This window comes from Cuniculiplasma divulgatum (genome assembly GCA_031200235.1).
Classification (GTDB): Archaea; Thermoplasmatota; Thermoplasmata; order Thermoplasmatales; family Thermoplasmataceae; genus UBA509.
Genome location: CP133595.1, coordinates 868,536 through 889,517, shown reverse-complemented (window position 1 = coordinate 889,517; position 20,982 = coordinate 868,536). Strand labels below are relative to the sequence as shown.

Sequence of the window (20,982 nt, the reverse complement as noted above, 5' to 3'; positions counted from 1 at the left end):
TCATCAGTTGCTCCTCAGGAGTTATCAGTCTCATGGAGACAATCATGGGGAACTCCATCCCTCTGGACCACATACTATCTGACTGACACTCAATCTGTGTATTTTATTTAAATATTACCGAGAATTTTCAGGTTTCTACCTGACACGTTCACTGCCCGTATCGGGAATACTACCACCCTGAACATTCCTGGACAGATATTCATAATTTCTCCGGTAGACTTCTGCTTTTTCCAGAGCCAGCCTGATGGCGGAGACCATGCTGTCCTCCCTTGCGATTCCCCTTCCCGCAATATCGAAGGCCGTGCCGTGATCCACTGATGTCCTGAGGAAGGGTAATCCAGGGTTCATGCTCACAGTGCCATGGAAATCCAGCATCTTTGCTGCAATGTGGCCCTGATCATGATAGAGTGAGACAACCGCATCAAATTCACCCAGAGAAGCACGGTAAAAAACGGAATCAGCGGCATAAGGCCCCGATACATCAAAATCTGCTGATGCAGACTTAACCGCAGGACCAATCATCTGAATCTCTTCAATCCCAAGAAGTCCGCCGTCTCCGGCATGAGGATTCAGGGCTGCGACTGCTATTTTCCGCCTCTTGATTCCAAGAAGCTTCAGCGACATGTCCGCAAGTGAGATATATTTCGTGATGAGATCGCTGTTGATCTCCTTTATGGCCTGGGCTAGGGGAAGGTGCTTGGTTGCGAATACTATCCTGAGTTTTCCTGTCTGAAACATGGTGACCACATTTTTTGTTGATGTCATATGTCCCAGCATCTCAGTATGATCTATGTAGGGCGATCCGGCCATCTTTATGGCCTCCTTGCTTATGGGTGCAGTGCATATTCCCTGTACAGTTCCATTCAGGCACATCCCGACGGCCTTTTCAATGGATTCAATGGCAACCTTGCCTGAAATCTCCGACGGCTTGCCAATTTCAATATCCCTGGATTGGATATCAACAGTATGAAGATTCCTGAGCACATTGGTGTCTAAACCCAGTTTTTCCATGGTTTCCGCGAAGACTTTCCTGTTTCCAACTATAACGAGATCATCTGCACTGGATTTCAGCTTCACAACGGCCTTTGCAACAATTTCCGGCCCTATGCCTGCAGGGTCCCCCATTGTGACTGCGATCTTCATGGCAAATGTATGCTGTTGTTGGATTAGACATTATCTGATGGCAGTCAACAGCACAGAGTGTTAAAAATTGGCTGATTATGCGGCCCTGTTGGCGTTCCCGTCCTCCATTGCACTTTTAATGGCCTTTTCCCTGCCAAGCTCCACCCTGAGCAGAACATACAGGACCACAACAACCGGTATGATTGACATGAAGGCGTATCTCAATCCCAGGGTGTCAACCAGGATGCCGGACACAAACGGCATTACTGCGCCAACAAGCATCATGAGGGAAAAGAAGTAGCTGTTTGCAATGTTCCTCTTCTCAGGGCTTATGCTCCTCGATATGGATATTATGGACAGTGGGTAGGTGAAGCCATGAGGAAAACCCAGAATGAGGAAGCTTATGGAAAATATCAGGATGTCCCTTGACATGCTGAGAACAACAAGACCGGCACCTGTGATTATGACCGATATGGTCATGAGTACCCTGAGGTTATTTGGGGGCCTGAGAGTGAGCGCAAGCCTGGATGCAAAGGAGGTCAGGAAGAACAGGCTGAATAGCAGTGTTATCAGCGAATAGGATGCGTTCAGATATTCCTTTGCGAATATTCCACCGAATGTCAGTATGAGTGCGAATGGAATGTTGTATGTCATTATGTTGTATATGGCCGCCCTGAATCCATGATTTTCCATGACCTCCGCCCCACCGGTGATCCTTTTACCTTTCTCATCCGGGAACTTTATACCGAATGCTGAAACGAACACAACAGCGGGAAGGATCGAGAAGAAGAGGAAGGACTGTTCAAGAGTGAAGAATCTCAGTATTTCAGATTCTATGGCCGGACCAGCAACCAGGGATATGCTCAGGGTTAATGTGTACAGTGAAAGTATCCTTTCACGCACCTTCCTGTCACTGAAAAGGCTGGCAGAAGTGATTATGTTTGGCATTATGGCTCCAAGAACGAACCCTGCAATGAGGACAAGGGGCCAGATGACAATGGCCGATGATATATAGAACAGGGGAAATACAACCATGTAGGCGAATGATGAAAGAATGAACACCCATCTGCGCCTGGTTGATGTCAGCCTTGCGTTGATCATGGCGCTCATGATGAATGTTCCCGTTGCTCCTGCCGTGGATATGAGGCCAACAAGGAACTCTGAAAAATGAAAATTATACCTTGCAAGGAGAGGGAGCGTTGTCATGAACATGTTGTTGCTGGCTCTCACCGCAAAGGTAGCAGATATTATCACAATTACGGTGAAAAGGAATGACTGCCTGCTGTTCATTTAACCATCAGCTGAATCTTCTCACAAGGTCAGCGAATTCCCTGTGTTCCTGGGTATCTTTCACAGAGGTGTCAGTCTCAAGTATGGCCTTTTTGATGAAGTTCGGGTCCGTTTTGCTGGGAAGTACTGACGCAACATATTTTGCTGTTCCCTCCGGATCTTTCCTCATTTTTTCTATTCCGTTGCTGTAAGCCTCCACAAATGGTTTCCTGACTGAATCGTCAACCTTTGCTACGCAGCTTCCCGGTGTGCTGATTCCATGGGATTCCAGGATTGCTTCAAGGGATATGCCCTTTCCAAAAGGTGCTGGGACAATGGCAGAATCAATGGTACCTTCCTTCATCATGCTTTCAATTGATGCCGCGTCCTCTACTGTAACAACATCAACCTGCTCCTGTTTCAGGTGCATTATGGCTCTGACAAGAATCTCATTGGAGCTTCCCCTCCTCATTATCCCAATCCTCTTTCCAATTCCTGGTGAGGCCACAGCGAGTCCCCTTATGAGTGAAACATTTGGTGTCAGGCCTCTCTTCGCCATGGATACTGAAGAATCCAGAATCACAGGTGCATCTCCTTCCTTCTGGAACGTTATGTTGAATCTCTCATCCTGCGCTGCAATCAATGGATAGCATACAGGACCTGGTGCTGCAATTACATTTATTTTTTCCATTATACAGTATTTTACTTATATATAAGTAGTTTACCTATGAGTTTACGTCAGATAGAATTATATATTGCATAATTAGAATCAAATGATGGACAAACATTGATTGCCGGCCAAGGATCATTAAAGCAGCGTGCTTCTTTTCTGGAAGCTACCTACAATTGTGAGTTTTACATCTGCAATGGATATGCTAGGATTCATTTCCATTGGATCAGTGAATCCCAGAAAGCATTCCGGGTACGGGTATTGAGTGCAAAGTATATCCGTACTGATACCATTGGGAAAGAATGACGCGATGCCCCGTATGCATGGTGCAGCTTAACGATACCATAGCAAGGCTTTCTGACCACTTCTATGCCCTCCAGCTGAAAAACGATGCTGACCATATAATGTGGCTCAACCGGTATATTGGAAAGCAGCGGTTTGGGCAGGATGAACTGGAGCTGAAGTTTGAAAAATTCTTCAGGACAGCTTCCCTTAAAAAGTGGATTATTTCTAACTTTGTGAGAAAATTTTACGGGGATCCGCCTCACATGTTCATTCTGGAGATGCAGCACCCAAAGGAATATGTGCTGAAGGGATACGCCATGGAACATCATCACTTCCTCAAGCAGTGGGTGAGAAGCTGCGCTTCAATAATATCCAATACAGACATGGAGGATGTTCAGGCATTCGAGATTGAGAATATTGTGTCAGAATGGTACGGTGCAGGCGAAAATAAACCATCTCATCACGAGCTCCTGCTCAGGATGGGTGAATCTCTTGGTGTTTCCAGGGATGAAATATACAGCAGTGAGCCACTTCCTGCCACAAAAAGGGCCATTGAAGCATGGAGCATGATGAGCAGGGATTTCACATTCGTTGAAGGGATGGCAGCCATGCATTCCCTTGAGCTTGTAGCAAGCAGGAATATCAGGGAGTATGGAGCAAGCATGGGATATTTCGATCCGGTGATCCTGAAGGACGGCAGCATAACAGAGGAGGCTGCAAACTTTCTGGGAGAAGGTTACAATGCAGATGTTTCACATTCTGAAACCGCTCTTGACCTCATAGAAAAATATTCTAAGGAGATGAGGAACACTCAGGACTGCCAGGCAGTATTCCTTAAATCAATTGAAGTCTTTGATGACTATCTCAATGCGAGACTTGAGAGGGGGATGATGCTTGAAGACAAACAACAGTGAGGGGTGTGCCCTCTGCAATGCCACATGGGGAGAGTACTGGCGTGAAATAGACGGTGAAAACATGCTGTTCTGCTGCAACATATGCGCAGATATTTTCCAGGAGATGGTAAGGAAGGTTAAAGAAAACACCGGATGGGAGAAGATTGACTATGTCAATCTTCAAGGCAATTACTCAAAGGGCAGGAATTGCACTGCAACAAATGGCGACAGAAAGTACAGCTATTATTTCAGGACCTATTCAGACGGAAAATTCATCACGTTCCAGGAAAGATAGGGGGAGAGGGGTGTATTTCCTATGGAACCATTTTCGGCCTGGATACCATGGCATTGAGGTCCCTGTCCCTGACCTTTATAATAACCGAGCTGCCAGGTTTGGCAAATTTTCTGTCAATAAATCCAAGGGCTATTGCCCTGTCCAGAACAGGTGAAAGGGTTCCGCTGGTGATATTTCCAACATGGTTTTCCCCACTCATTACTGCATTGCCTGCACGTGGGATGATCTTTGAATCCGTGATGAATCCCCTGAAAACCTCCCTGACAGGATTTGATAAACCCTCCTTTCCTATGAATTCACCATCATTTGTAAGAATGAATGTGATGGCACATTCATGAGGATTCCTGTCTCCATGAAAATCAGTTCCGGAGAGAAGCATCCCCTTTTCCATCCTCAGTGTATCCCTGGCTCCAAGCCCGCAAGGAAGTCCTCCAACTGCTTTCACTTCTTTCAGGACGGTTTCCCATACTGAAGCTGCATCTTTTGAGTTGCAGAGTATCTCTATGCCATGTTCACCTGTGTATCCAGTTCCTGATATTATGGCAGATTTCCTTCCTGTTATTTTATTTTCCGAAAACTTCAGCTTCCCGGAATCCATTTCCTCAAACCTGAATGATCCAGGATCCTTTATTCCAAGTGAAGCCATAACCTTAATACTGTCTGGACCCTGAAGGGCTATACAGGCAATATCACTGGAATAGTCTGATATATTGACTGAGTAGCCGCTGGAATTCTTCTTCACCCATGATACTATTGTATCAATCATGGAAGCGTTTGGCACGAAGAAGAATTTGTCATTTGAAATTCTGTAGACTATTGTGTCATCTATTATGTTTCCCTTCTCATTGAGAAATGCTGTATAAACAGCATGGCCATTTTCAAGATCTGATATTTTTGTAGGGAACATGTGGTCCAGGAATTTCTCTGCATCTTTTCCCTGAACAACAACATCACCCATGTGTGACACGTCGAATATTCCAGCGTGCTTTCTCACTGCCATGTGCTCGTCCATTATTTTTGTGTACTGGAGCGGCATGTCCCATCCATGAAAATCAATTATTTTCGCATTCAGCTTAACATGCTCTTCATACAGCGGTGTTCTCTTATTTTCTGACATACTCATTTTCACCTTCCAGAGGAAATATACCCCTCCCTCTCCATGAGGCCAAGGAAATATTCATGTATTCTGGTATCTCTTGTGAGCTCAGGGTGGAACGTCATACCGATTATATTTTCCTGCCTTACCATCACTATCTCATCGCCTCTCCTGGCCATTACCCTGCTTCTTCCCGGTGATGATATTACAGGAGCGCGAATGAATACGGCCTGAAACTCTCCTATTTCATCAATATTGATATTCTCAATGAATGAATTTATCTGCCTGCCGTAGGCATTCCTTTTTATTTCTGTGTCAAGGATTCCCATTCCAGGCACTCTCTCATCATTTGTTTCCCTGGAAATGAGAATGAGGCCGGCGCATGTCCCCATCACAGGCACACCGTCATTTGCCATGGCCTTTATCCTGCCATAGATGCCGTAGTTCTGAGTGAGCTTGTATATTGTAGTGCTCTCTCCACCCGGTATTATTATGCCTGAAACACCGTCCAGCTTCTCCGGTTTCCTGACCTCAACAGCCTCAACATCGATTCCACCTCTTTTCCTGATTGAGTTGAGGACGTCAATATGTTCTGAAACATCTCCCTGGAATCCCACCACTCCTATTTTTTCAGGCAATAACATCACCTGTAGAGTTCAATGTATTCATACGGTTTCAGGTTCCCGAAGCAGTATTTAACCTGAGTGAAACTTTCCTTCAGTTCCTTCATCTCAGATTTCACCCTGTCCGACTGCCCCTTTTTAATTACCTCAGCCATGCTTCTTGCAACCGTCCTGGCATCTGATTCCCTGAAGCCAATCCTGGTTATTTCCTGTGCCCCGACACGTATACCACTTGGATTCTGCGAATTCCTGTTATTGTCTTCAGGCAGCAGGTTCTTGTTTGCAACTATGCCGGATTTCTCAAGGTTCTCTGCCACAAGCTTGCCTCCCCCAAATTTACTGACATTCATTATGAAGGTGTGTGATTCCGTGAAACCTCTTGCTTCCCCAAGCACATTAATGCCGTTCTCACTGAGTTCAGAGGCCATAGCCCTGGCATTCTTAATGATCTGTCTGGCATAATCTTCACCAAACTCAAGGGTTTCCGCCAGGGTTACACCCAGTGCAGCCATGGCATTGAGATGGTGGTTGCTCAATGTTCCAGGAAAAACACCCCTCTGGATGCCCTTCCACTTGTCGTCCTCTGTGTTTCCAAGAATTATCCCATGCTGAGGCCCAGGCAGGGTCTTATGTGTGCTTCCCGTAATTACATGTGCACCCTCTCGGATGGGGTCCTGGAACCGCCTGCCAGCAATCAGTCCAAGCACATGGGCACCATCATACCACACTGTGCAGCCTGCTTCCTGGAAAGCATCAGCCATCTCCCTCAGGGGAGCCGGAAACAGGAACACAGACTGGCCAAAGAGGCAAACCTTTGGTTTTTCCCTTATTATGAGCTTTGAAGCCTCGTCCGGGAGAACACTCATTGTTTCCGGATCATAGGGATAATTGACAGTGTTGAGTCCGCGAAGCCCAACGGCCCCGAATTTTGCGGCACTTATGTGCCCCCCTCCGGAAAGATCAGGGGTGGCGATCTTGTCGCCGGGCTTCAGAAGCCCATAAATGACCGACATATTGGCATTGGTTCCCGATACAGGGCGAGGGTCGCTCTGCTTTACATTGAAAACCCTGTTGGATAGGTCAATAACCTTATCCTCTATCTGATCCACATAGAAGTTTCCCTGGTAGTACCTGTGATGAGGCAGCCCTTCAGCGTACCTGAAACCAAGATCTGTTGTGAGCATTTCCATGGCCAGCGGGCTCATTATGTTCTCTGAAGCAATCAGGGGAATGCTCTCCCTGAAAAACTTCTGATGTTCCATCGCCAGTTTCCTGAGTTCCAAGGCATCTTCAAGCGCACTCATGATTACACTTCGCAGTTGAGTAGTCCTTTTCACAATAAGAAATTATGCTGTGACACATAATTTATGTTCAGCAGCAGGGAAATGGAGAAATTCAATTAGTGTTTAGCATTGATGATAACATGTTTGAGAAGGATCTGCTGAAGGGCAAGGTTGCTCTTGTCACCGGAGGAGGAACAGGAATAGGCTTAGAGATGTCCAAAAGATTTGGAAGCCTGGGGGCATCCATATGCATCATCGGACGCAGAGAGAACGTTCTGGAAAAGGCCGTAGAGGAACTCAGGAAATCAGGAACAAGTGCCGAATACCACAGATGTGACGTGCGGAACCCAGCCGAAATAAAGGAGTCTGTGGACTATTTCATGCAGAAATTCTCGCACATAGATATCCTTGTCAACAATGCTGCAGGAAATTTTGTATCCCCAACGGAAAACCTCTCCCCGCATGCTGTTGATGCTGTACTGGGCATCGTTCTGCACGGTACACTCTACATGACCCTTGACCTTGGAAAGCGCTGGATCAGTTCAGGCAGCCACGGGGTTGTTCTGGACATAGTCACATCGTATGCATGGACCGGATCCGGCTTCGTCGTCCCGTCAGCTGCTGCCAAGGCAGGTGTACTTGCAACAGTCAGGTCACTGGCCGTTGAATGGGCGAAATATGGAATAAGGCACGTTGCAATAGCTCCAGGCCCTTTCCCCACCGAGGCCACCAGGAAGAATCTGTTTCCGCTTCCCGAAGTTGAGAAACTTCTGACCGAGCGTGTTCCCATGGGAAGAGTGGGAAATATGGAGGAAATCGCGAACCTGGCCTCATTCCTGGTTTCCGATGAGGCAGGTTTCATCAATGGCGAGGTAGTTACAATTGATGGCGGAGAATGGCTGAAGGGAGCAGGTGAATTCAACAACCTTCTTGACCTGACTGGTGAACAGTGGAAACTAATCAGGGAAATATCATCGAAAAAGTCTTAGCTGGAAAACGGAAGGGCAAAGGATTTCAGTTAAAGCCATAAAAAATGAACCATATCACCGGGAAAGTCAGCATTCCATAGAGTTCGCTGCCATACTCTGGATGTTATAAAAAATGGCATGGACAACCCACGCACAGGCTGTTCCCGGATCACTTTTCTATGTTTATATCTTCCTTGAGACCCTTTCCCCTGGTTTCCTTCATGAGGAATACAAGCGGTATAACCACTATGAAACCAATAGCTGTATATGCCACGGCATGCCCGAATCCTACAACTAGGGCAAGAGCTCCAATGCCGAATATTACAGCTGCAGCAAAGAATCTGCCCATTGATGTGACAAATGCAAACCCTGATCCCCTGAATTCTGTTGGGTAAAGTTCCGGAAGCCAGAGAGTGAATACTGCAAAATCAGCCCCACCCAGCCCAAGCAATGGGACAGCAAGGAACATTTCAAGAAGCGATCCAGTGTAGTATACAACATCATAGATCAGAAAAACGCTTATGGCCATGAGCACCAGGAACGTTATCTCCGTTGTGCGCCTGCCAAGTTTTTCGGCAAGGAATGGCATTATGAGGCAGCCTATGACTGTGAACAAAGATACTTCGGCACCTGCAGCGGCAACAAGGTCTATTGTGGGATAAGCCAGATGAGGAATCCTCGAAATTATGTTTGTTGTCACGTCAGGCACGTACACAGTTCCTCCGTAGAGACCCACAATTACCGCAATGAGAACTATGGATCCCGCTATGGTTGTTCTCCTGTACTCCTTGCCGAAAGCTGACAGAAAGGACTTTTTGGCTGAAATATCGGCTGTTTTTTGTACCTTTTCCCATCTCTCAGGTTCCCTGGTCCTGAATCCTAGGTAGGCTACAAATACCACCGGAAGGGCACCCAGCATCAGGAGCCCCCTGAATCCGATGTATGGGAATAGTACAAGATATGCTATGGCAGCGAAGAAGAATCCAAAGTAGTATCCGGTATGGAACATACCAGCACCCATCACTCTCCTGTTTTCAGGAAAGGCCTCGGCCACGGCGTTCCCGCCGGTGAACCATACTGAACCTATTCCAAGCCCCACTATGAACCTGAACACCATGAACTCGTAGGCATTTGTGGCTATGCCGCTCAATATTGAACCAACAGCGAACAGTATCACGCTGATTGCCAGTGTCTTCACTCTGCCGTATTTATCTGACAACGGACCAAAAATTACAGATGCACCCCATCCAAGAAGGAAGACCGCGAAGAACGCCTCAAGGAAAAAATCCTTGTAGGAGAGGCTGATTCCCGTCGCCTTGAGCAGATACTCCGTGGTAACCACGTTCACGAATGCGTAAATGAACGCCGTGAAACCGTCAAGGGTCCACCCTCCCCATGATGTATAGAATATTTTCCAGTTTACTCCTTTCCATGAACTTTTTGCTGGAATTGTTTCAGCCATTCTAAAAGCTAAACGCTTAATGTATAAAATTATTGTCATCATGTTATGATGGTCAATATAAGATTATCCTATCAGTCAGGATAGTTGGCCTTTGATTCCCTGGAAAATCCTGGAGCAGCGAACCTTTGAATATTGAGGTTGTAAACCGGATCACTTTTTAAACCATGCCCGGTTTTCCATCCATGGAAGGATCAGGCCCTTTAAACGGTTTGAGAGTTCTGGATCTGACACAGGCAATGGCAGGTCCCATGGCAACAATGACCCTGGGGGACCTTGGGGCAGAGGTCATCAAGGTGGAACCGCTTTCAGGGGATCAGACAAGATCCTGGGCTCCGCCATACATGGACGGGATGTCCTCATACTATCTCAGCGCAAACAGGAACAAGAAGAGCATTGCAATTGACCTGAAGAATCCCGTTGGGCAGGAACTTCTCAGAAAACTGGCCATGGATTCTGATGTGATCATTGAGAACTTCAGGCCCGGCACAATGGAGAAGTTCGGACTGTCCTATGAGGAAGCAAGGAAACTGAACAGAAAGATCATATACTGCAGCCTTTCGGGATACGGCCAGACCGGCCCTTCCAGGGAATGGCCAGGCTACGATCTCACAGTACTGGCCTACAGCGGGCTTCTGAGCCTGAATGCAGAAGAGGGCAGGCCTCCAATCAAGTTTGGCGTGCCCATAGCAGACATAACAGCAGGCCTTTTCTCCGTAATTGCGGTGCTTGCGGCCCTGCACCACAGGGATGCAACCGGAGAGGGGCAGTTCATAGACATGTCAATGCTTGACGCCAATTTCTCAATACTGACGCACCAGGCACTGGGATATTTCTCCACTGGAAAAAATCCAAGGCATCTTGGGTCCGCGCATTCCAACATAGCCCCATACCAGGTCTTCAGCACCGCAGATGGTTACATAGCCGTTGCAGTTGGAACAGAAAAGCTCTGGAAAACCTTCTGCAGCATAATAGAAAGGGATGATCTGACCCGCAATCCAATGTTTCTCACCAATGTTGACAGGGTTCAGAACAGGGAAAAACTTGCGGATGAAATAAACAGGGCGTTCTCAGCATTCAGAACGCAGGAACTCTTCCAGAAATTCCTGGATTCCGGGATTCCCGCGGCCCCATTAAACAATGTTGATCAGGTTGTGAATGCGCCGCAGATAATGGAGAGGAATATGCTTGTTGATATGGATGCACCCTATGGGAAAATAAGGATACTTGGCACGCCATTCAAGATGTCAGAAACGCCGGCATCAGTCCGTTTGCACCCGCCAATGCTGGGGGAAAACACGGCAGAGATTCTCCGAAACATTGGATACAGCCATGAGGAAATATCAAACCTGGTTGAAAAAAGGATAGTCAATGGAAATACCGGCACTGACAGGAAAAAGGAATGAGGTCTGCCTTTCCGGAATCAGGCTTTCCTGCATATGGGGCCAAGTTCATCATCCTGAATGTCGGCCTGGGATCCTTCCCTGAGTTTTTCCTGTGAGCGACAGAATACCTTCACGTCATCAACATCAAGGAGCACAAGGTAGTACCCGTCCGGATACGGGTCAGGAGTTGCGATGAGCTCCACGGATTCCAGGACTATGCCGCTCCGTGCCGGAACCTTCTCAAAGTCCTCCTTCCCGCATTTGGGGCATACGGACCTTGCAACCAGAAATTTCGTACCGCAGTTCCTGCATCTGTTTATGTTCATGATGCACCTCCGTAAACTATTGCAGTGGCATTGTTGCCGAAACCTGCCATGCTCAGGGAGAAGCCCAGGTGGGCATCCTTTATCTGCCTCTTCTCGGCCTTTCCAGTGATCTGGAGGTATATTTCACCTGCCTGTGCCACACCGCTGGCCCCGATGGGGTGGCCCTTTGAATTGAGTCCGCCGCTGGTATTGATGGGTCTCGGGCCGCCTATTTCGGTCTCCCCGTTCATGACAGCTTCCCAGCCATGTCCCTTCCTGAAGAAACCTGCGTCCTCGCTCTCTATGATCTCCAGTACTGCAGCCATATCATGCAGTTCAACAACATCCATGTAATTGGGAGTAAGCTTCGACCGGCGGAATGCCATTTCTGAAGATCTCCTGACACTTCCTATGGTGGTCAGGGAATCCCTGTATGACAGCGATGATGTCCCGGATGAATAACCCACCCCCAGGATTTCAACATGATGGCTGCCGAAGGAATCCCGGTTCTCGTCTGATGTCATCAGTAACGAGACAGCGCCGTCACTCACAGGGCAGAACTCGAAAATTCGCAGAGGATCGGCTATGACACGTGAAGCCATGACTTCCTCAAGGGTCACCTCAGACTGGAAATGCGCATACGGATTCAGGGACCCATTGTGGTGGTTCTTCACAGCTACACGGGCAATGCTCTCACGTGGTGCGTCAAACTCCTTCAGGTAGGATCTGGTCATGAAGGCAGCCAGCGACGGAAGTGATATTCCTGCAGAACGCTCCTCTGGATGAAGAAGGGAGGCTATGATCCTGGTTGATTTCTTGGTTGGATAGCCGGTCATTTTCTCAGCGCCTATGACAAGCACATTGCTGGCATTTCCAGACCTTATGAGAGAATCAGCAACCATGACGGCACTTCCGCCGCTTCCGCTGGTGTTGTCCACCCTCATTGACGGCACATCGTCCATGGAAAGCCTGGTTGAAATGAGGTTATTGACGCCGGACATATCGTTGAATTCCCCCGAGTATGAATTTGAGAAAACAATGAAATCAATATCCCTGCCGTATCTCCTCACAATGGGAAGGGCCGATTCCGCAACCAGATCCAGCAGGCCTTCCGGCCTTTTGCCAAAACGTGTGAAACTCACATCCGATATTACTGACATCATTTTCTGTACGGCATTTTGATTTATTAAACTGTCACTTTTCAGAGGCCATCTGGAATCTGCGTTCCGAACCCGGAATCCACCTCAACGATCTGCCCTGTAATCTCTTCGCTGCTCATGATCCACATTACTGCAGATGCAATGGGATCGGCACTGTGCCGGCCTGTTTCCAGCAGATTCTTTACGTCTGATCCCCCACAGTTCTCCTTGGATATGAAACCGGGAGCCACGGCATTAATCCTGATTCCCCTGGGGGCAAGCTCTCCTGCAAGCTCATGAACCATGAAGGTCACAGCTCCCTTTCCCGCTGCATAGCCGGCATGGCTGTTCATGTACACGTGCCTGGCTGCAGTAACTGCAGTTATGGAACCATGTGACTGTGAGAGATAAGCCAGGCTTTCCCTTGCAACGTTGTAAAATGTCTGGGCATTGTTCATCAGCGCGGAGGCAAAGAGATCATTATCAACATCACCCAGTCCCGATTTCCTGAAAAACCCCCCCGCGGTATGGACCACATGATGGATGCTGCCCGCGTCATGCAGGATGCTGGAAAACACTTCATGAACTGAATGAGGATCCCTGAGGTCTCCAGAATAGTGCCTTATTCCAATGTCTGCAGCAATTTTCTCGCCAGCTTTGCTTCTGGAAATTGCATAAACTCCACATCCACCTCTGGCCAGAGCCCTTGAGACGGCACACCCCATTCCGGGCCCAATGCCGCTTACCACAACGTTCTGCATGATCACTCCATCCGGGATAATTTTTAACCTTTTCGCCTGCAAGCCCTAAATGGCTACTCTTAAGAATGAAGTCCTATTCTCTGCGGGATGAATATAGGAGAACCAGGTTCGATTGGAAATGTCCCCATAAGGAACAGGATAGTCATGGCGCCCATGATATCCAACCTCGCAGATCCGGACGGCAATACCAATGAAAACCACATTGCGTATCTTGAGGAAAGAGCCAGAGGCGGCACAGGCCTCATAATAACAGAATACACATATGTGGACAGCGAAAATTCCCGTGGTTCAAGGAATGAAGCCGGTGTGTACAGCTATGACTTCATACCTAAATTCAGGAGGCTCACGGAGCGCATCCACATGCATGGAAGCAGGGTGTTCATGCAGCTTGTCCATGCCGGCGGAAAGGCTTTTCTGGACACAAACAGGGAATCCCCCATGGCTCCATCCGCAGTGGATTATGTGGGATACACTCCAAGGGAAATGACAGTAAATGACATAGATTCGGTAGTGTCATCCTTCATCAGGGCTGCCGGATTTGCCAGGAGGGCTAACTTTGACGGAATTGAGCTGCACGGGGCACATGGTTACCTGCTGCAGGAGTTCCTGTCGCCGGCGCTGAACCTCAGGTCAGACCGGTATGGCGGATCATTCGAGAACCGCCTCAGGATCGTCCAGGACATAATTGACGGCATCAGGCAGCAGGAAGATATTGCACTTGGCATCAGGCTGAGCCTCTATGAGGATGATTCGGACGGATACGGGCCTGATTATGGCCTGAAAATTGCTGAATCCCTCAAAGGGATTGACTACGTGCATTTCTCCGCGGGCCGTTTTGCCCCACCCGGATCTTCGTCATCATTCTACAGCCCCAGAACACACATTCTGGAAAGGTTACCCAGGAAGGCAAACCTGACCACCATGGTGGTTGGGTCCGTCACCAGCCTGCAGGACGCGCAGAAGGTCCTGGAGAAGGCGGACTTTGTCTCCGTGGGTAGAGCTGAACTGGCTGATCCGTACTTTGCTGAGAAGCTGCTGAATGCCCCCCATACACTGAGGCCATGCATAAGGTGCAACCAGGCGTGCAGGGACCTGGGTTTTGGCGAAGTCAGGTGCACAGTGAATCCCGATACTGGCCTGGAATCTGTCAGGAAGCCCGCAATCAGGCTATCAGGTGATATTGCAATAGCCGGAGCCGGTGTCAGCGGCCTTGAGGCGGCCCTTACTGCTGCAAAATCCGGCATGAAGGTTACGCTGTATGAAGCCAGTGACAGGATCGGGGGGCAGCTTCTGCAGATCTGGGACAGATGGAAAAAGTTCGAGACCGGAAGGCTTGTGGATTATTACAGCACGGTTCTGCAGAGGATGGGCGTGGAAATAATAACCGGGGAAAAATTCAGCGGGGACGGCCTCTACTGCCTGCCAGCCACGGTTTACCCTGATTTACCGGATCAGGAGGAGATAGTCATAGATTCAAACATATACCGGTACCATGACGACGCCCTGAGGATCAGTGCCAATCATGAGGTCATAATGACTGAAAGGAGCCTGTCAAGCCTGGATCGCGTCAGGCAGGCAGCATACAGGGACATAGCAGAGAAAGCGGGAATAAGCATAGTCCGAAAGGCAGACAGGGACCCTGATGTATCAATAATGCAGAGGCACCAGTATGACATACTGCAGGCCATGATGTGGGGCAGGGAATCATTCCGGAAATATGTGGAAGGGAGGTCAAGCGATTATCTCTAGCATTGTTCCGGATCAGTGTATGCCTTAAATGTTAGAACCGCCTGTTATAAGGAGCAGACAATTCCAGCCCATGTGAAGATCCTTCCCAGAGAGCACGGGCTCATTGTAACATGGTCTGCAACGGTAATCCTTGGAGTTCTGTATGCATCCCGGTACCATGTGTACGGCCTGATCCTTCTGGCATCAATGCTGCCCGGCATAAGCATTTACGATGCAATCCTTTCATCCCTCAGGGAAGCGCGGTCCTCCCAGCAGGGATTCATGGCCAGTCTGGAATCCCGCATGGAGCCTGCCCAGTGGGGCATACTTGCCCTTGAAGCTGCAGTTCTGGCCTTCGGCATCATTGCGGGATACCTCCCTTTCATGCCGGTGCTCATATTTGCGGCTACACTGGCGATGTTTTCATGCACGGAAAGGTTCACGGCTGAAAGGGGCAGCCTTAACAGGGGATCATCAATGGTGGCCATCACATCCCAGTTTCCATTGATAAGCAGTGCCCTCACAGGAAGGTTTACCCTGACTGAGGTTGAATATTTCAGCCTGTTCTCCGCCCTGAACATCATCCTTGCCATAGGGGCTACAGCCATCATGTCGGCAAGGGCACATCGGGGGGATTTCTTCCGCACATGGTATGCTGTGGAAGTCCCGGTTCTGGCATCCGCAATAATCATTGCTGCAGTTCCAGGCATACTTGATCCTCTGCCGGTGATCATCATGGGGACGGTACTGTCAGGCGCGACAGCCGGGCTCCTGCTGATGCGGAAAAGCGGCATAAAAACACTGGGAGCCTATTCATCATCATGGATACTGGTGACACTGGTGCTCATCACGCTGCTCAGTAAAATCATTCCATGACTGGATGGAAACAGCCAGCACAGACCATCCCAATCTTTGTGAAAATGCAGGGAGATTACTGGGAAGAATCCCTGTTCATCCTTCTTTCCATTCGTTCCCTCACCTGGGCGATTTCCTCCTTCTCCTCCGGAGTGAGCTCAAAGGTTTCAGATATCTTGCCTCCAACGAATTGTGGCGGAATCTCGCCAACCAGGAAAACATCCTCTGTTGCCCTGTAGACAGGGTACCCTGCCTCTTCCAGCGCAGCAGCATCTATATCAACAACTGCAGGCGAATCGATATGGAACAGACCGGACACGAAGGCCTGGCGGGCGGTGAGTGACAGGTGTATCCAGCTCTTGTCGGAGGGGCTTATTCCTGTTTCCCTTATGAACTCAAGCTCCTCGTCAGTGGTCTGGTAATAAAGCTTTGCCGGCACGTCTGTTGGCATATCGTCCACATTGATGGGGATGGTGTGGCCGTATGCGGCCCTGATCTCTCCGCGGTCGTTTATCTGGTACCTGCCCTTTGGATCGGTCATCACCAGCGCCTCCACATGGAAAGGCGTGAGCCACCAGAAGTTCCTTTTCTGAGCCCTTATAACTGGAATAATGGTGTATATCTTCACCCAGCCGTGGTCATTGAGGCGTATGCCGTAGTTCTCAGGGAAATGCCTGAGCATTCCTGCAAGTATCCTTCCCACTCCCTCAACCTCGTTCTCATGCATCAGCACCTTTCCCCTTGCACCACAGACAGGGCACTGGCTTCCCCTGAAGGGGCCATCCCTCTGGCATACCCTGAGTTCCTCGCCCATTTTTCATCTCTCCAGCGATCCGGCAATGGTGCCTGCAATTGAAATGGTGCTGTAGGGGCCGTCGATGGTATCGCACACTGCAAGTTCGTCAACTTCAGAGGATATGATCCTGTCGGAATCCCTGGCAAACACACCATGGACAGCAGCTACGCTGATTCTTGAGGCACCAGCCTGTCTTAATAGCTTGATGGCCTTAATAATTGTTCCCCCCGTTGAGATGATGTCGTCCACCAGAAGTATGGTCCTGCCTGAAAAGTCTATGTCAGGGAGCTTCATCTCAACAGTCTTTGGATCTATGCGCTTCTTGAAAATATATGCTGCCCTCGTACCTATGCTTTCTGCAAGCTTCTTTGCCCTGTCGTATCCTCCGTCATCCGGGGAAAGAACATAATCAGGGACATGGTTCATGAAATGATCAGTCATTGACCGTTCAGCGCTGAGGTTCCGGAACGGCTTGCTGGAGAAGCTCAGGGTCTGCTCGTCGTGTATCTCCACGCATATTATCTCATCACTGGAGTTATCCAGAGCCTGGGTAATGACCCTGGATGATACGGGCTCCCCGTCCTTGTAGCGCATATGCTGCCTGGCATATCCGAAGTAGGGTATGACTGCAATGACCCGCTTTGCTCCGCCCTCCCTTGCCGCATTCAGCAGGAGGAGCATCTCCAGGATATCAGAATCCGTGCGTGTATTCCCCAGAACAGCAACATCCATGTTCAGGGTTTCTGAAAGAATCCTGACATACATCTCGCCGTCAGGGAACCTCTTTCTTTCAACATCCGACAGGGTTGATCCGGATATTTCTGCCACGGACTTTGCAAGTTTCAGAGACGACGAGGATGGCACTATTAACATGATAATAAAGGCTATTGCAACGGTGTTAAAATTTTTACCATGAAATGCCTGAATCCATCAGGATCTATCCCACGTACTGTATCATGAGATCCGGGATGGCGTGAATCATGTCAGTGACGCTGTACCAGAGTGATTTCTGCCTCTGGCAGAAGTCGCCAGCACTCTTGTTGAGGAATGAGGCCATGCACGAGGCCCTGAAGGGGTCGGCAGTCCTGGCAGCCAGACCAGTCACGAGTCCCGCAAGCAGATCGCCGGTTCCGCCCATGGTCATCCTGGGGTTGCCCCCCTCAGTGAATCTTGTGGCCTTTCCATCGGTGACGGTGTCCACAACGCCCTTCAGGATCACGCAGGATCCTGTGGATCTGGCAAACGCAGCTGCATTTTCAGCGGTGGGCTCCAGACCTGAGATGCGCCGGAATTCCCCGGTATGCGGTGTCATGATGATGCGGCTGCCTGGAGCGGCTTCCCTGATCTGCCTGTGGAAGTCCAGCCCTTCGGCGTCAAGGACTATTGTGCCCGTGAATCCCTTCACCAGGCCTGTTATGAAGTGAACATCCTGCCCCTTCCCCAGGCCGGATCCTACCAGTATGGAATCATTGTTCATGACCTCTTCATGGGGTACTTCAAGATCCAGGTTCCTCACAATGATGCCCGGATCGTATGAGGAAATGATTGGATAATTGAGGCCAGTGGTGTAGATCTTCACCAGATCGGAACCTACGGCCATTGCTCCTCCGGATGCAATAACGGCAGAACCATGGTAGGTCCATCCGCCTATTATTGCGGCCCTGCCGTTCATGCCCTTGTGGGAGGATTTCTCTGATTTTCTGAAATAGACAAATTCACCGGGGCCGTTATGGGTGAAGACCTTTTCTGGAATGCCTATGTCGGCGACAACTATTTTTCCGGAGTTCTCGGGTGTCATTCCTGTCTTGGAATCGGAAAAGGTCACTGTGGCATCCGGCTTCACAGGGAGTGATGATCCAAGTGCAGATGGAACGTCAACGGACACAATGTATACGCCGGATTCATTGATCTTCCTGATTATGGTGTCATACGGGGGCCGGGGTTCGCCTGAAAAACCGGACCCGAAGATGGCATCGATGATCACATGGTAGCTGGATGCTTCCTCCATGAAAGACTGCATGTCCATGAACCTGCCCCTGTAATCCCTCATGGCATGGCGGGAATCCCTGGTCTTCATTCCATATGGCCCGGAGATGGGGAAGAGGCTCACGGTGTTTTTCCCTGAAAGCAGCGTTCCCGCCACAATGCCGTCCCCGCCATTGTTGCCGTTCCCGGCAACCACCAGAACTTTCTTTCCGTCTCCCTGGGACGCTGAAACATATTCCGCCACCCTGGCTCCGGCATTCTGCATGAGGGTCCACAGGTCCCCAACAAAGTATTCATAATTCCTGTCCGCCCTGGCAACATCATCGTAGGACATCATAGAATTGCATGCACTATCTGGTACAAACAGTTTGCCGGTACTTTACTTTATCAGCTTTCCAGTGGCAATCTTCCACATGTAGAGGTCCAGGATTCCCGGCTCGAGATTCAGCGATTCCGCCAGGGCCAGGAAGTACTTCTCCATTTCCAGATACCTTGAAGGCGAGGTGATCTTTGCTCCCCCGCCATCCGGGAAGGCAGAGGATAGCATCCTGATGATATGCTTGTCCAGGATGGCAAAACGGAAAACCCCAACATTCCTCAGGAAATGTGATGCCTCCTTGTACCCTATGCCCTTGACGTTCTCCACCAGGAATTCCCTGGCCTCCCATGGGTCCATGCTCCTTGCAATGTCCGGAAGCATGTACATTACTGGTCTGGCTTTAACTATGAAAGAGCTCCTGAGGTTGTAGAACCTGTACTTCACCTTCTTCAGTTCATCCCTGAGTTTTTCCTCCGGGTAGTTTATGAACCCGTGGTTCCCTATATACAGCTGGGTCCGGAGGCCCATCTCGGCAGAGGTGTTTGCAGCAAGGATGCAGAAACAGAGTTCCCCAAAGAGATCTTCCGCTGACTTCTGCCCCATGCTCCTGAATTCAGCGGCCTTAGCCTGGACTTCCAGCGAGAACGGGGAATTCATCAGATCGGCTATGCCCTCAACAGAGGGCCCGAAATCTGATTCACGGAAAGGCAGGACAGGGGTTTTCTCCATTCTGCCTTTGTATCATGAACCGGTTAAAATATTATTGTCTGCGACTGAACAAAAAAAAGGGGATTATTTGAAAATTTCATACATTTTCTTGGCCTTTTCAAGCCTCTGTTCCACATCTGACCACTTCACGTTCTTCAGGAAGGCGTCCAGGTATGGAGCTCTCTTTGGTCCGTAGTCCGTGTAGTATGCATGCTCATAGACGTCCAGGGCAAGCACAAGTATGGCATTCCATATGCCATTGGTGTTGTGGACATCGGCGCCGACATTCCTCAGCTTTCCCGTGTTAAGGTCGAAGACGCAAAGGCTCCAGCCCCTGAAAGCAACTCCAGTTGCCTTGAAATCCTCAACCCACTTCTCATAACTTCCGAAGTCCTTCTCAACCTGCTTCTTGAAGGATTCAGACACGGGAGCGTGTTCCTTTGCGAGGTTTGCAAAGTAGGTTTCGTGCAGGAGTGATCCATCAAAGTTGAAGGTCTCCTCCAGCTTGAGTTCCCTGAATTCACTGTAATTCTGGTTCGCCTTGCTCCTGTCTGCGTTTGGGAGCTTCTCCCAGATCTCGTTCAGCTTGTTCACATAGCCCTTGTAGTGGGTTTCAAAATGGTAATCTATCTGCTTGTCAGAAATTCCATCCAGCCCGCTTGGCTTCAGTTTGTCTTTTATTTGCCAGTTTTCAGCCATTTTTTCACCTGTTTCTTCATTGAGTCTTAATATAAAACCTTAATGACGGCTGTACAGTAATGTTTTTAAGAGGAAAACAGGCCGGTCAGTGCCAGAAGAACACATCCAGCTGGAGCAGGTTATGGTGTTCCGAATAAAGATACATTGGTTTTGTGTACCTGACACGGTCAATCCACTCCTCCATGGATTCATCGTCCATGGTTCTGGATCTCCCTATTTCACGGGAGCAGGTGGAACAGTACATGCCGCCGTAGATGAGGTCTCCGCATATAAGGCAGTGATGTTTTGCTCCCATTGTGGCTACTATTGCCATGGGATTAAAACATTTTTGCAGGGGC

General features: G+C 49.1%; 22 protein-coding genes. 6 read left to right on the top strand and 16 right to left on the bottom strand.

Going from position 1 to position 20,982, the window contains the following annotated elements; translation table 11 throughout:
* Nucleotides 1-135 precede the first annotated feature (135 nt).
* From pdxA to RE469_04720, 3 genes are all read right to left on the bottom strand, one after another.
* Entirely contained in the window at nucleotides 136-1,143 is a 1,008-nt protein-coding gene (pdxA, locus tag RE469_04730; GenBank protein WMT45504.1) for a 4-hydroxythreonine-4-phosphate dehydrogenase PdxA, read from the bottom strand.
* A gap of 75 nt (nucleotides 1,144-1,218) precedes the next feature.
* Entirely contained in the window at nucleotides 1,219-2,412 is a 1,194-nt protein-coding gene (locus RE469_04725; protein ID WMT45503.1) for an MFS transporter, read from the bottom strand.
* A gap of 7 nt (nucleotides 2,413-2,419) precedes the next feature.
* Nucleotides 2,420-3,082, bottom strand: a complete 663-nt coding sequence (locus RE469_04720) for a DUF3834 domain-containing protein (GenBank protein ID WMT45502.1) — start codon at nucleotides 3,080-3,082, stop codon at nucleotides 2,420-2,422.
* A 281-nt stretch (nucleotides 3,083-3,363) separates the two neighbouring features.
* Between RE469_04720 and RE469_04715 the strand changes: the two genes are divergently transcribed.
* Both RE469_04715 and RE469_04710 read left to right on the top strand, forming a co-directional pair.
* On the top strand, nucleotides 3,364-4,260 hold the full coding sequence (locus tag RE469_04715; GenBank protein WMT45501.1) for a C2H2 type zinc finger domain-containing protein: 897 nt from the start codon (nucleotides 3,364-3,366) through the stop codon (nucleotides 4,258-4,260).
* Nucleotides 4,241-4,534, top strand: a complete 294-nt coding sequence (locus tag RE469_04710) for a TA0938 family protein (GenBank protein ID WMT45500.1) — start codon at nucleotides 4,241-4,243, stop codon at nucleotides 4,532-4,534. Before RE469_04715 ends, RE469_04710 begins: the two co-directional genes overlap by 20 nt.
* 19 nt (nucleotides 4,535-4,553) lie before the next feature.
* Here the strand turns inward: RE469_04710 and gcvT are convergent, their stop codons facing one another.
* From gcvT to glyA, 3 genes are read right to left on the bottom strand one after another with little or no spacing between them, the layout of a single operon-like run.
* Entirely contained in the window at nucleotides 4,554-5,651 is a 1,098-nt protein-coding gene (gcvT, locus tag RE469_04705; GenBank protein WMT45499.1) for a glycine cleavage system aminomethyltransferase GcvT, read from the bottom strand.
* 8 nt (nucleotides 5,652-5,659) lie between these two features.
* The gene (gene pdxT, locus RE469_04700) at nucleotides 5,660-6,268 is read right to left on the bottom strand and encodes a pyridoxal 5'-phosphate synthase glutaminase subunit PdxT (protein WMT45498.1); all 609 of its coding nucleotides are present in this window, start codon (nucleotides 6,266-6,268) and stop codon (nucleotides 5,660-5,662) included.
* 5 nt (nucleotides 6,269-6,273) lie between these two features.
* Nucleotides 6,274-7,557, bottom strand: coding sequence for a serine hydroxymethyltransferase (glyA, locus tag RE469_04695; protein WMT45497.1), 1,284 nt, complete (start codon nucleotides 7,555-7,557; stop codon nucleotides 6,274-6,276).
* 119 nt (nucleotides 7,558-7,676) lie between these two features.
* On the opposite strand from glyA, the gene RE469_04690 reads away from it, so the two are divergent.
* On the top strand, nucleotides 7,677-8,525 hold the full coding sequence (locus RE469_04690) for an SDR family oxidoreductase (protein ID WMT45496.1): 849 nt from the start codon (nucleotides 7,677-7,679) through the stop codon (nucleotides 8,523-8,525).
* Between the two features lie 148 nt (nucleotides 8,526-8,673).
* Here the strand turns inward: RE469_04690 and RE469_04685 are convergent, their stop codons facing one another.
* The gene (locus RE469_04685; GenBank protein ID WMT45495.1) at nucleotides 8,674-9,966 is read right to left on the bottom strand and encodes an MFS transporter; all 1,293 of its coding nucleotides are present in this window, start codon (nucleotides 9,964-9,966) and stop codon (nucleotides 8,674-8,676) included.
* A gap of 182 nt (nucleotides 9,967-10,148) precedes the next feature.
* Here RE469_04685 and RE469_04680 point away from each other — a divergent pair, with 182 nt between their 5' ends.
* Entirely contained in the window at nucleotides 10,149-11,369 is a 1,221-nt protein-coding gene (locus RE469_04680; GenBank protein WMT45494.1) for a CaiB/BaiF CoA-transferase family protein, read from the top strand.
* 17 nt (nucleotides 11,370-11,386) lie between these two features.
* Here RE469_04680 and RE469_04675 read toward each other — a convergent pair whose 3' ends face one another.
* The 3 genes from RE469_04675 to RE469_04665 are packed head-to-tail and all read right to left on the bottom strand — an operon-like array spanning nucleotide 11,387 to nucleotide 13,553.
* Nucleotides 11,387-11,674, bottom strand: a complete 288-nt coding sequence (locus tag RE469_04675) for a zinc ribbon domain-containing protein (GenBank protein ID WMT45493.1) — start codon at nucleotides 11,672-11,674, stop codon at nucleotides 11,387-11,389.
* The gene (locus RE469_04670; GenBank protein ID WMT45492.1) at nucleotides 11,671-12,816 is read right to left on the bottom strand and encodes a thiolase family protein; all 1,146 of its coding nucleotides are present in this window, start codon (nucleotides 12,814-12,816) and stop codon (nucleotides 11,671-11,673) included. The genes RE469_04675 and RE469_04670 overlap by 4 nt, the downstream gene beginning before the upstream one ends.
* Nucleotides 12,817-12,854: 38 nt before the next feature.
* Nucleotides 12,855-13,553 (bottom strand): SDR family oxidoreductase, encoded by a 699-nt coding sequence (locus RE469_04665; protein ID WMT45491.1) that lies wholly within the window; start codon nucleotides 13,551-13,553, stop codon nucleotides 12,855-12,857.
* Between the two features lie 87 nt (nucleotides 13,554-13,640).
* On the opposite strand from RE469_04665, the gene RE469_04660 reads away from it, so the two are divergent.
* The gene (locus RE469_04660; protein ID WMT45490.1) at nucleotides 13,641-15,302 is read left to right on the top strand and encodes an NAD(P)-binding protein; all 1,662 of its coding nucleotides are present in this window, start codon (nucleotides 13,641-13,643) and stop codon (nucleotides 15,300-15,302) included.
* A gap of 72 nt (nucleotides 15,303-15,374) precedes the next feature.
* Nucleotides 15,375-16,157: a hypothetical protein gene (locus RE469_04655; protein ID WMT45489.1), complete on the top strand. Its 783-nt coding sequence runs from the start codon at nucleotides 15,375-15,377 to the stop codon at nucleotides 16,155-16,157.
* Between the two features lie 55 nt (nucleotides 16,158-16,212).
* On the opposite strand, the gene RE469_04650 is transcribed toward RE469_04655, so the two are convergent.
* The 6 genes from RE469_04650 to RE469_04625 form a co-directional block, all read right to left on the bottom strand.
* The gene (locus RE469_04650) at nucleotides 16,213-16,950 is read right to left on the bottom strand and encodes an RNA 2'-phosphotransferase (protein ID WMT45488.1); all 738 of its coding nucleotides are present in this window, start codon (nucleotides 16,948-16,950) and stop codon (nucleotides 16,213-16,215) included.
* Between the two features lie 3 nt (nucleotides 16,951-16,953).
* Nucleotides 16,954-17,805 carry a ribose-phosphate diphosphokinase gene (locus tag RE469_04645; GenBank protein WMT45487.1) on the bottom strand — a complete coding sequence of 284 codons (852 nt, stop codon included), beginning with the start codon at nucleotides 17,803-17,805 and terminating at the stop codon, nucleotides 16,954-16,956.
* A 64-nt stretch (nucleotides 17,806-17,869) separates the two neighbouring features.
* Nucleotides 17,870-19,255, bottom strand: a complete 1,386-nt coding sequence (locus RE469_04640) for an NAD(P)H-hydrate dehydratase (GenBank protein WMT45486.1) — start codon at nucleotides 19,253-19,255, stop codon at nucleotides 17,870-17,872.
* A 42-nt stretch (nucleotides 19,256-19,297) separates the two neighbouring features.
* Nucleotides 19,298-19,966 carry an N-glycosylase/DNA lyase gene (locus RE469_04635; protein WMT45485.1) on the bottom strand — a complete coding sequence of 223 codons (669 nt, stop codon included), beginning with the start codon at nucleotides 19,964-19,966 and terminating at the stop codon, nucleotides 19,298-19,300.
* Nucleotides 19,967-20,029: 63 nt separating this feature from the next.
* A complete protein-coding gene (locus RE469_04630) occupies nucleotides 20,030-20,644 on the bottom strand; it encodes a Fe-Mn family superoxide dismutase (GenBank protein ID WMT45484.1) in 615 nt (204 codons plus the stop codon).
* 85 nt (nucleotides 20,645-20,729) lie between these two features.
* Nucleotides 20,730-20,939, bottom strand: coding sequence for a nucleotide-binding protein (locus tag RE469_04625; GenBank protein ID WMT45483.1), 210 nt, complete (start codon nucleotides 20,937-20,939; stop codon nucleotides 20,730-20,732).
* Nucleotides 20,940-20,982: the final 43 nt, after the last annotated feature.

Excerpts from the sequence above, each read along its gene's own strand:
- RE469_04725 (WMT45503.1), bottom strand. The coding sequence starts at position 2,412 with ATGAACAGCAGGCAGTCATTCCTTTTCACCGTAATTGTGATAATATCT.
- RE469_04645 (WMT45487.1), bottom strand. The coding sequence starts at position 17,805 with ATGTTAATAGTGCCATCCTCGTCGTCTCTGAAACTTGCAAAGTCCGTG.
- glyA (WMT45497.1), bottom strand. The coding sequence starts at position 7,557 with ATGAGTGCGCTTGAAGATGCCTTGGAACTCAGGAAACTGGCGATGGAA.
- RE469_04630 (WMT45484.1), bottom strand. The coding sequence starts at position 20,644 with ATGGCTGAAAACTGGCAAATAAAAGACAAACTGAAGCCAAGCGGGCTG.
- RE469_04660 (WMT45490.1), top strand. The coding sequence starts at position 13,641 with ATGAATATAGGAGAACCAGGTTCGATTGGAAATGTCCCCATAAGGAAC.
- RE469_04675 (WMT45493.1), bottom strand. The coding sequence starts at position 11,674 with ATGAACATAAACAGATGCAGGAACTGCGGTACGAAATTTCTGGTTGCA.
- RE469_04650 (WMT45488.1), bottom strand. The coding sequence starts at position 16,950 with ATGGGCGAGGAACTCAGGGTATGCCAGAGGGATGGCCCCTTCAGGGGA.
- pdxA (WMT45504.1), bottom strand. The coding sequence starts at position 1,143 with ATGAAGATCGCAGTCACAATGGGGGACCCTGCAGGCATAGGGCCGGAA.
- RE469_04625 (WMT45483.1), bottom strand. The coding sequence starts at position 20,939 with ATGGGAGCAAAACATCACTGCCTTATATGCGGAGACCTCATCTACGGC.
- gcvT (WMT45499.1), bottom strand. The coding sequence starts at position 5,651 with ATGTCAGAAAATAAGAGAACACCGCTGTATGAAGAGCATGTTAAGCTG.
- RE469_04685 (WMT45495.1), bottom strand. The coding sequence starts at position 9,966 with ATGGCTGAAACAATTCCAGCAAAAAGTTCATGGAAAGGAGTAAACTGG.
- RE469_04670 (WMT45492.1), bottom strand. The coding sequence starts at position 12,816 with ATGATGTCAGTAATATCGGATGTGAGTTTCACACGTTTTGGCAAAAGG.
- RE469_04665 (WMT45491.1), bottom strand. The coding sequence starts at position 13,553 with ATGCAGAACGTTGTGGTAAGCGGCATTGGGCCCGGAATGGGGTGTGCC.
- RE469_04690 (WMT45496.1), top strand. The coding sequence starts at position 7,677 with ATGTTTGAGAAGGATCTGCTGAAGGGCAAGGTTGCTCTTGTCACCGGA.
- RE469_04720 (WMT45502.1), bottom strand. The coding sequence starts at position 3,082 with ATGGAAAAAATAAATGTAATTGCAGCACCAGGTCCTGTATGCTATCCA.
- RE469_04715 (WMT45501.1), top strand. The coding sequence starts at position 3,364 with ATGACGCGATGCCCCGTATGCATGGTGCAGCTTAACGATACCATAGCA.
- RE469_04640 (WMT45486.1), bottom strand. The coding sequence starts at position 19,255 with ATGATGTCCTACGATGATGTTGCCAGGGCGGACAGGAATTATGAATAC.
- RE469_04680 (WMT45494.1), top strand. The coding sequence starts at position 10,149 with ATGGAAGGATCAGGCCCTTTAAACGGTTTGAGAGTTCTGGATCTGACA.
- RE469_04635 (WMT45485.1), bottom strand. The coding sequence starts at position 19,966 with ATGGAGAAAACCCCTGTCCTGCCTTTCCGTGAATCAGATTTCGGGCCC.